The 9963-nt window shown below is 61.3% G+C and carries 7 protein-coding genes and 1 pseudogene; 2 read left to right on the forward strand and 6 right to left on the reverse strand.

Annotated elements, in window-relative coordinates; translation table 11 throughout:
- Positions 1-50: 50 nt before the first annotated feature.
- The 3 genes from NKH90_RS30605 to tkt all read right to left on the reverse strand — a co-directional run bounded on the left by NKH90_RS30605 (position 51) and on the right by tkt (position 4920).
- Positions 51-1067, reverse strand: a complete 1017-nt coding sequence (locus NKH90_RS30605; protein WP_352822875.1) for a substrate-binding domain-containing protein — start codon at positions 1065-1067, stop codon at positions 51-53.
- 200 nt (positions 1068-1267) lie between these two features.
- Complete coding sequence (locus NKH90_RS30610; protein WP_352822878.1) at positions 1268-2863, reverse strand: FGGY-family carbohydrate kinase; 1596 nt, start codon at positions 2861-2863, stop codon at positions 1268-1270.
- Positions 2860-4920 carry a transketolase gene (gene tkt / locus NKH90_RS30615; protein ID WP_352822880.1) on the reverse strand — a complete coding sequence of 687 codons (2061 nt, stop codon included), beginning with the start codon at positions 4918-4920 and terminating at the stop codon, positions 2860-2862. The genes NKH90_RS30610 and tkt overlap by 4 nt, the downstream gene beginning before the upstream one ends.
- Before the next feature lie 225 nt (positions 4921-5145).
- Here tkt and NKH90_RS30620 point away from each other — a divergent pair, with 225 nt between their 5' ends.
- A complete protein-coding gene (locus NKH90_RS30620) occupies positions 5146-6387 on the forward strand; it encodes an ROK family transcriptional regulator (RefSeq protein ID WP_352822883.1) in 1242 nt (413 codons plus the stop codon).
- Between the two features lie 7 nt (positions 6388-6394).
- Here NKH90_RS30620 and NKH90_RS30625 read toward each other — a convergent pair whose 3' ends face one another.
- From NKH90_RS30625 to NKH90_RS30635, 3 genes are read right to left on the reverse strand one after another with little or no spacing between them, the layout of a single operon-like run.
- Entirely contained in the window at positions 6395-7183 is a 789-nt protein-coding gene (locus NKH90_RS30625; protein WP_352822886.1) for an ATP-binding cassette domain-containing protein, read from the reverse strand.
- Positions 7180-8217: an ABC transporter permease gene (locus NKH90_RS30630; protein WP_352822888.1), complete on the reverse strand. Its 1038-nt coding sequence runs from the start codon at positions 8215-8217 to the stop codon at positions 7180-7182. The genes NKH90_RS30625 and NKH90_RS30630 overlap by 4 nt, the downstream gene beginning before the upstream one ends.
- Positions 8218-8225: 8 nt before the next feature.
- A complete protein-coding gene (locus NKH90_RS30635; RefSeq protein WP_352774054.1) occupies positions 8226-9215 on the reverse strand; it encodes a sugar ABC transporter substrate-binding protein in 990 nt (329 codons plus the stop codon).
- A gap of 250 nt (positions 9216-9465) precedes the next feature.
- On the opposite strand from NKH90_RS30635, the pseudogene NKH90_RS30640 reads away from it, so the two are divergent.
- Positions 9466-9860, forward strand: a pseudogene (locus tag NKH90_RS30640) (ATP-binding protein); the annotation flags it as partial.
- Between the last annotated feature and the right edge of the window lie 103 nt (positions 9861-9963).

A 9963-nucleotide genomic window follows, 5' to 3' on the forward strand; every position in this document is an offset into this window, starting at 1 on the left:
GTCTTGCCGACGGCCTGTCCGGCATGGTCCCGCCGGGAGGATTCAAAATATCAGTCGCCCCAGCAGTTCTTGAGGCCCCATTCGGTGTCCTTGGAGTCGATCCCTTCAACCGGCTTGTCGGTGATCAGGAACGAACCCGTATTGACGAAGCCGCTCGGCTTCTTGCCGCTGGCGGCATAATCGACGACCGCGTCGACGCCCATGGCCGCCATCTTGTAGGGGAACTGCATGACCGTCGCGGCGATCTTGCCGGCCTTGACGTCGCGGACACCGGCGCAGCCGCCGTCAATCGAGGTCAGCATGACATCGGCTTCCTTGCCGAAGGATTTCAACGCCGCATAGCCGCCGGCGGCGGCTGGCTCGTTGATGGTGTAGACCGCATTGATCTCGCCGTTCTTGGAGAGCAGGTTTTCCATGCCGACCTGGCCCTTGTCCTGCGCGCCATTGGTGATGGCCGAGCCGGCGATGGCCGGATCGCCCTCGGCAAGCCCGAAGCCCTTCAGATAGCCATTGTGGCGGAACGTATCGACCGTGCCGCCAGGCGTTCCATCGAGCATGGCCAGCACCGGCTTCTTGTCGCCGAGCGCCTTGCGGGCATAGGCGCCCTGCTGCACGCCGGCCTCGAAATTATCCGTGGCAAAGGTGGCGTCGACCGCTTCGGCCGGATCGGTCGCCGTATCGAGCGCGATCACGAGGACCCCTGCATCGCGCGCCTTCTTGATGATACCCAGCATGCCGGTCGAGTTGTTAGGCGTCACCAATATGCCTTTGGCGCCGGCGCTGATCAGATCCTCGATCGCAGTGACCTGGCCCTCATTGTCGCCGTCGAACTTGCCAGCACGGGCGATCAATTTGACGCCCTTGGCCTTGGCCTCCGCTTCGGCAGCCTGACGCATTTTCACAAAGAACGGGTTGACCTCCGTCTTGGTGACGAGGCCGACAATGACTTCCTCGGCCGAGGCATGGCCGGTCACTGCAAAAGCGGTCCCGAAGAACACCAGGCCCGCAACGGCTGATTTCACGATGGTTCCGGATTTGGTGCCGGTCGACATAGGCAAAGTGAACATGAACTCCTCCCGAGTTGTTGAACCTTTCTCCTCAAAGGCTCACCGAGTTACGCATATGTTTTGCATAGAGTCAAACATTATATCTATAATTATGTATGTTTTTATACATAATTATAGATGCGAGCCGCGCCTCATGCGTGCCCTGCACGTCGAAGGATGGCGGTTCCGCACAAGATCGACGGGGTTGGCAGTCGCCTTGCTCAGGCCACCGATTTCGTTTCTTTCTCCGGCCGGTCGAGCGACGCCGCCCTGTTCAGATCATGCATGGCGTTGCGTACGGTCCGGCTGTCGCTGAGCTGCCGATAATTTTTGTAGAGAGACCGGTAGGCGGCCGCGCTTTCGCGGCGTGGGTGATAGGGGGTGAAGGTGCGCGCGCCGAACCGGGCCGTGCCCTCGGCGAAGCCGCTCACCAGTTCGGCCGCGACCGCGCCATGAACCGCCGCGCCGACGGCCGTCGCATGGGCAATGGTTGGAACCTCCACGACGCGCCCCAGCACGTCGGCCATGATCTGCACCAGCAATGGATTGTTCTGGGCCAGCCCGCTCGTCAGGATGATGCGGTTGATGCCAAAATCGCCGGCCTCGAAGAGGTCGACCACCGTGCGAGCGCCAAAACACAGCGACTCGATCAGTGCGCGGTAGATGCCGACGCCCGTGGTTTCGGTGGTGAGACCGAGAAGCAGGCCGCTGAGGTCTGAATCCGCGAGCGGCACCCGGTTGCCGTTCCACCAGTCAAGCGCCACGAGATGGTTGGCGCCGGGTTCGAGCCCGGCTGCCTCACGGTTGTAGACACGGAAACTTTCAGCCTCGTCGGCACCACGCGGAAAGGCCTTCACGAACCAGGCGAGCATGTCGCCAAACCCAGCCTGCCCGGCCTCGTAGCACCAGAGATCGCGAACCGATCCATCCTTGGCCACACCTTCGATGCCGGGGGGCAAAGGACGGAACTGTTCGTTCAAAAAGAGATAGACCGCCGATGTTCCGAGCGCGCCGACGAGACAGCCGGACGACACGGCCCCGACCGCGGGCAGCACGACGTGTGAATCGATGACCGCCACTGCGACGATCGCGCGGCCAGTGATCCCCGTGCGCGTCCGCCATGCCTCAGACAAGCCTCCAGCCGGAGTGCCGATACGGCGCGGCACCGACAATCTTTCGGAAAGACCGGGCACGATCCCCTGCGGATAGCCTTCGGTCTCGGAATACTGGGCCTTGTAGGCTGCAAAACCCAGACTGCGCATTTCGCGGCCGGTCAACTGCCAGACAAGCCAATCGCCGGACTCGATGAACCTGCCGGCGGCGCTCCAGATGTGCGGTGCCTCGTCCGCGATCTGGGCGGCCTTGGGAAGCAGCCATTCCCCGGAAAGCTTGCCGCCGAAATTGCGCAGGAAGGATCCGCCCCGACGGTTGATCGCGTCTGCGTAGGGCTGTGCGGCGCGATGTTTCCACAGTTTGACATAGGCATGAGGCTCGCCAGGGTGAAGTTCGGAAAGGGCTGTTCCGTCGGTGGTGGTCGGCATCGGCGAGCTTGCCGAGAAGCCGAGCCCGATCGACTCGATGATCCGTCCGCGCCCCAGCACACCAAGGATTTCTTCCGCAGCATCGAGATAGTCGGCGGCGTTCTGCAACGCCCATGAGCGTGGCAAGGCCGTGCCGTCACGAAGGCTTTGCGTCATGACGTCATGGCGATAGGCATGCGTGTGGCTGCCGATCTGCTCGCCGGTTGCGGCGTCGATCAGGACGCCGCGGGCTGATCCGGTGCCGTAATCCAGTCCGATGACATAGGTAGCGGTCATCTCGCCTGCTGCCTTCCCAACTCCGGCGACGCAGCGCGGCGATGTTTCTCGAGCGCCCTGTGGACCGCCTTTTCGACGGCGTCTATGGTCAGGTGGAAATGCTCGTAGAGGATCTCGGCCGGGGCCGATTCGCCAAACGTGTCGATGCCGACGCATTCGCCTTCGAGGCCGACATATTTGCGCCAATAGTCGGTGACGCCGGCTTCGACGGAGATGCGGGGCACGCCCTGTGGCAGCACCTCGGCCCTATAGTCGTCATCCTGCCGGTCGAAAGCACTGGTGGACGGCATCGACACCACGCGAACCTGAACCGCTTGCTTCGCGAGTCGCTCCTGGGCGGCGACAGCGAGCTGTACTTCGGATCCGGTCGCGATGACGACGGCATCCAGCCGGCCATCTTCCCGGCGCAGCACATACCCGCCCCTGCGCACCGCTTGAACCTGGGCTTGGTCGCGCGGCTGAAACGGCAGGTTCTGGCGGCTAAGCGCGAGACTTGTCGGCGTCGCCACCTGCTCCAGCGCAACCTGCCAGGCAACCGCCGTCTCAACGGTGTCGCATGGTCGCCAGACGTCCATGTTGGGCATCAGCCGGAGCGTAGCCAACTGCTCGATGGGCTGATGCGTCGGACCGTCCTGACCGAGCGCGATGGAATCGTGGGTAAAGACATAGATGGCGCCGAGCTTCATCAGCGCTGCCATCCGCAGGGCGTTGCGCGCATATTCCGAAAACATCAGGAACGTGCCGCCGAATGGACGCAACCCGCCATGGGCCATCAGGCCGTTCATGATCGCGGCCATTCCGAACTCGCGAACGCCGTAGTAAATGTAGTTGCCGCCCGAGACGGAGGTGATCGGCTCGGCCCCCTTCCAAAGGGTGAGGTTCGAACTGGCGAGATCTGCCGAACCGCCGATCAGCTCGGGAAGGAAGCCGGAAAAGGCCTGAATGGCGTTCTGGCTTGCCTTGCGTGTGGCCAGCGTTTCGGCTTTTTCGACGGTTTGCGCAACGAACGCATCCGCCTTGGCGGCGAAGGCCGTGGGAAGATCGCATTTGGCTCGCCGCTCGAACTCCGCCGCTTCATTGGGGTAGACCTCGCGGTATGTCTCGAAGCGGCGGCGCCAGTCGGCCTCAGACATAGCCCCTCTGACCGAGGCGTTCCACGCGTCGCCAATCTCTCCTGGAACGGCGAACGGCGCATGCGGCCAGTCGAGAGCAAGCCGAGCCCCGCCGACTTCGTCGGCGCCGAGCGGAGATCCATGGCAATCGTGACTGCCCGCCTTCGTCGGCGCTCCCTTGCCGATCGTGGTCTTGCAGCAGATCAGCGTCGGGCGGGTTGCATGCGCTTTTGCCGCGGAAATCGCCTGGTCGACTGCCGCGATATCGTGCCCGTCCACATCGGCAATGACCTGCCAGCCATAGGCCTCGAACCGCTTCGGCGTATCGTCCGAAAACCAGCTCTCGACATGGCCGTCGATGGAAATGCCGTTGTCGTCGTAAAGCACGATCAGCTTGCCCAGACCGAGCGTTCCGGCAAGCGAGCACGCCTCATGCGAAATGCCTTCCATCAGGCAGCCGTCGCCTGCCAGGACAAAGGTGTGGTGGTCGACAATGTCATGTCCGGATCGGTTGAATTTGGCGGCCAGCGTCTTTTCGGCAATTGCCATGCCGACAGCATTTGCGAGGCCTTGCCCAAGCGGCCCGGTCGTAACCTCAACTCCCGGCGTATAGCCGAATTCGGGATGGCCCGGCGTCCTGCTGTCAAGCTGCCGAAATTGCCGCAGATCGTCGATCGAGACATCGTACCCTGTGAGATGGAGCACGCTGTAGAGCAGCATCGAGCCGTGGCCATTGCTGAGCACAACGCGGTCGCGGTCGGTCCAGGCCGGATTGGATGGATTGTGACGAAGGTGCCGGTGCCAGAGCGCGACCGCGATCTCGGCCATGCCCATCGGCATGCCTGGGTGGCCGGACTTGGCGTTCTCGACTGCATCCATTGACAGCGCACGAATGGCATTCGCCAGGGGATCCGGGCGGGCGAAGTCCTTTTGCGCTGACAACATGTGAGATTCCGTCGATCGAGTGACGGAGAAACATCGCAACAGCGCGGGGCGGTCCACGCAAGTTCATCTGTTCCTCCCGGACGACATCCTCTTAGCCACCGATATATCTTTAAGTCAACGTATTATTGCACATTTTTGTACAAAAGCTATGCAGCTTTCTTGCAGACACGCCTTTATCTCCCGGGGGTTTGTGGCTAAATCTCAGGGCGAACGGGAAAGTGCGGAATGGTCAGGACAAATGGTACGGCGGAGCATCCCGCCCTTGCAAACAGCGGGGAAATTCTCTCGCTGATTGCCACTGGGGCCGCCACGTCCCGGTCAGCGTTGCTCGACGCGTCGGGATTGTCACGCGTGACTGTCACCCAGCGCCTGAATGCGCTGATCGACTCAGGCCTGATTCGCGAGACGGCCCGCACCATGCCGAGTGGCGGAAGGCCGACGCGCGTGCTTGGGATCAATGAGCGGGCGGGCTTCTTTCTCGTCGCCAATATTGGCGAAACCTACATCCATCTTGCCGCAATGGACCTCGAACCCGCGATCGTCTCGCAAAGCACAATACCGTTCAACGCGTCGGACGGACCGGCGGCTTCCCTCGAGCAGATTGCCGACGGGTTCGACATTCTTGCAGCGAAGGCTCGAACCAGCCATGGCTCGCTTTTTGGGGTCAGCCTCAGCATGCCCACGCCGGTCGATTTCAAACGCGGCCGCGTCGTCGGTCCCTCGGTCCTTCACGGGTGGGACGAATTCGACATCATCAGCTGGCTGCGCCGTCGCTTCGATGTGCCCATCTACGTCGAAAACGACGTGAACCTCATGGCGATCCACGAGCATCGCCAGAATTTCCCGCATGTCGATGACATGTTCTTCATCAAGGCGGGAACGGGTATCGGCAGCGGCATCATCGCCGGCGGCAAGATCTTTCGTGGCGCTCAGGGCGCGGCCGGCGACATCGGCCATATCCAGTTCAACTCCGAGAACGCGCCTTTGTGCCGCTGTGGCAAGCTCGGTTGCGTTGAAGCCCGCGCCGGCGGCTGGGCGATTGCCCGGGATCTCTCAGGCAAAGGCTTCAAGGCGGAGAACGCCCGCGATGTCATTTTGTTGGTTGAAATGCAGAAGCCGGAAGCCCTGATGCTGCTGCGCAGCGCCGGGCGGGTGATCGGCGAAGTCGCCTCCGATGTCGTCAGCATCCTCAATCCGAGCCTGATCGTGGTCGGCGGCACGCTGGCCAGGGGCGGAGAGTTTCTGTTGTCGGGTATCCGCGAACTCGTCTACCAGCGATGCCTGCCGCTCGCCACGCGCGAGTTGCAGATCGTGCTTGCCAACCCGCAAAAGGACAGTGCCCTTTTTGGCGCTGCCTATCTGGCGCTTGAGGATATCTTCAGCCTCGGGAAAGTGGAGGAACTCATCGATCGACTTGCCGTCGACCGCGCCAATCCAATTTTACAAAGCGGCAGGATTTCCAGATGACTCTGTTTCAGGTGACACCCATGATCATCGCGACAAGATCTTTCTGAACGCCTTGGCGTACAATCATCTCGCCGACATTTCGGCCTTGCCGCATGACGACAGCATGATCCGCCACGCGCACGACGTGGTCCATGTTGTGGCTTACGATGATGACTGACAGGCCTCGCTCCGGCAGGCGTCTTACCATCGTCAATATCTCGTCGGATTCGCGCACACCAAGTGCCGCCGTAGGTTCATCCAGAATGACCACCCGTCGGGCGAACGCCACTGCCCGTGCAACCGCGACAGCCTGACGCTGGCCACCCGACATCAGTCCGATCTCCTGGGAAGGTGAGACATGGCTGACGCTCAATGCGCTGGCATGCTGCCGCCACTGTCGCTGCTCTTGTCCAGCGGAAAGGAAGCCCAGCGGACCGAGCCAGCGTGGCCGCGTCTGCTCGCGTCCGATCAGGAAGTTGTCGGATACGGTCAGATTGTCGAAGACAGCAAGGTCCTGAAACACGGTCTCGATGCCCGATGCACGCGCGTCGGCGGGCGAACGCAGCCGCAATGGGTGTCCGTCAAGCTCGATGTCACCCGAATCCAGCGTTACGATGCCGGTGATCGCCTTGATGAGTGTCGACTTTCCGGCGCCGTTGTCGCCGAGCAAGGCAACAATCTCGCCCTCATGGAGGTCAAGCGACGCACCAGCCAGCGCCGTTACGAACCCGTAGGCCTTGCGCGCGTCCCGCACCGAGAGAACCAGACGCGCATCGGTGGCCATGTTGGAAATGCTGTCTGGCGAGGCGACGCTCATTGGCTCACCTGCCTCGCACGCAGCGTTCGAATGCGGGTCTCGATGTGTTTGCGCAAGACATCGAGTTCAAGGGCCAGCAGGATGCCGACGCCGATTGCCACCGATGACCAGAACGGAGAGACGTCGAGTTGCTGAAGGCCACTGCGGATCGTGGCGATGATGAGCGCGCCGAACAGCACGTTGGTGATGCTGCCGCGACCGCCGAAGAGACTTGCGCCGCCGACAACCACCGCCGTGATGGCGTCCAGCTCATAGCCGATGCCCGAAAGAGGCGAAGCCGACCCGGTCCGACCGTGATACAGCATGCCTGCAATGCCCGCTGTGGTGCCACAGATGGCATACGCGCTCATGATCAACCTGTCGCGCGGAAGCCCAACCCATTGCGCGACATCCGGATTGCCACCAACCGCATAGAGCCAGCGGCCCCATTGCGTACGCCGCAACATGAGCCAGAACAACCCTGCAAGAGCCAGGACCATCAACGCGCCGGCAGGTATGCCCAGCATCTTGCCGTTTGCCAGCCAATGCACGGCGGGCGAAACACCCACGAGCGTGTTGCCGCCACTGATGAGCAAGGCGACCCCGGCAACAATGCCAAGCATCGCCACGGTGACCACGAGGGGCTGCGGAATGCCGCCTTTAACGATGAGGAAGCCGTTGATCAGTCCGACAATCAGACCAACAAGCGGATAGATGACCAGCGCAACCGAACTGGGCTGATCGACACCGGTCAACGTGGCCACCGTTACGACACTCAGCGCGATAACACTGCCGACGGAGACATCGACGCCGCGAACCAGAATGACGAGGAACTGCCCCAGACCCAAGGCGCAGACAATTGCGCTTTGGGCCAGGAGATTCTGAAGATTGCGCACCGAGATGAAGTGCGGGGCAAGCAGGCCAAATGCCACGATCAGCGTTACCAGAATTATGATCGGGCCGGCCTGCAGCAGCCACAGCAGGATGGAGAGGTGATCGCGGCGCCCCGCCGCCGGGTCGGATGATTTCCCCGCAATGTTGACGTGCGCTTCCATCGGTGGCGTTATTTCACGACGTCATCAACGTTGCCCGCCACAACGTCGGAGACCGTCTTCAGCATGCCACCCGCATTCTCCGAGGTTTGGACGGGCTGCGCCGGCACCACCACAAGCTTTTCAACGCTTTTACCGCGCACCAGGTCAGCAGTGGTGTCCGTGGCTGTTCTGGCGATCACCTCGAACGGGTAAGGGACCGTGAACTTCCAGTTCTTGTTGCCCGCAGCGATCGCCTTCAGCGCGTACTCCTGGCCGCCGACCGAACCAACGATGACATTGGAGCCGGCTGCCTCGAGCGCCTGCAGCGTGCCCTGTGCCGAGACGTCAAAGATATCGTAGATGCCGACCAGATTTGGATGCGCGTTCAACATGCCCTCGGCGATGGTGCGCGATTTCTCGGGGTCGCAACGGGCGTCGCCCTCGGCAACGATGCTGAACTTCGTACCCTTCAACGCATCCTTGAAAGCATTGATGAACGCGTCGGTATCCGCCAGGCCCGCAATACAGCGGATGACGCCAATCTCGCCTCCCGCAGGGAGTTGTTTGGCAAACTCCTGCACGACTGCCTTCTCGGCCCCGACCGGATCATAATTCACCTGCGCCGTCAGGTCGTCGATCGGCGGTGGCGCGCCGTCGAAGGACAGCACCTTGATGCCTTGCTTGGTCGCATCGTTGAGCGCGCTTACCAGTTCCTTGGAGGTGGCACCGGTGTTGACGCCGATAACCTTGTAGCCTTCAGCGGGGGCGTTGACGATTTCCTGAATGAAGAAATTGACGTCGCCGCGCGAGGTGCCCGATTTGACGTCGATCTGGACATCTTCAATCTTGCCCGCCCGGCCTTTGGCGACATTGTACTGGCGAACATAGGCCTGATCGCCGAGGTACGAAAAGAGCATCAGCCCCTTGGGCTTTTCCCCTGCAAAAGCGCTAAAGGCAACGCAGCAGCCTGCCGCAAGCAAGGTCGCGACGGAAGCGTGCAAAACCAGCTTCGATTTCATTTTTATATCTCCTCCCTGGGTGTCGAGGCCCCTTCCCGATGTCAGCCTCCATCTGACGATACGCCATCTCCATCAATATGTCTATCTTTATCTAAATTATAGAGTGATTTTGTTCATTTTTAAACATAACTCGATGCCGACGCAGGTTTGCTCCGGTTCCCGATTGAACCGGTCGTGCGATAGCGCATGATGGCTGGAGGGCGAAGATCGATGGCCTTCCGCGTGCCTCTGTCAGAGGTTCGGCCAGCCAATTGCCCGTTCTCTCATCCGCAACGGCGCACGCGGGCGCTTCTTCAATGTCGTCGACCTCGTCAACAGGCTCGAGACCGAACCCGCTCCGGCCGCCAGGGCCGCATTGCCGATCACCTGACCCGGCTCGACTTCGTCGTACTCGATGAGCTCGGCTATCTGCCCTTCGCTCTGGCCGACGGGCAATTGCTCTTCCATCTGGTCTCGAAGCTTTACGAACGCACCAGTGTCATCATCACCACCAATCTCGCCTTCGGGGAATGGCCGAGCGTCTTCGGCGACGCCAAGATGACAACCGCGCTGCTCGACCGCCTCACCCATCACTGCGAGATCGCCGAGACCGGCAACGAATTCTGGCGCTTCAAGAGCCGATCTCAAAGCTCACATGAGGAGTGATGCGTCAAGGCAAGTTCATTTGTCCATGGCGAAACCTTTCAGGGTGCTTCATCGGTATCCAAAGTCTGAGCCATTTCGCTCGACGCGGCACGTTTCCGTTGCC

This window comes from Mesorhizobium sp. M0898 (assembly GCF_040319695.1).
Taxonomy (GTDB): domain Bacteria; phylum Pseudomonadota; class Alphaproteobacteria; order Rhizobiales; family Rhizobiaceae; genus Mesorhizobium.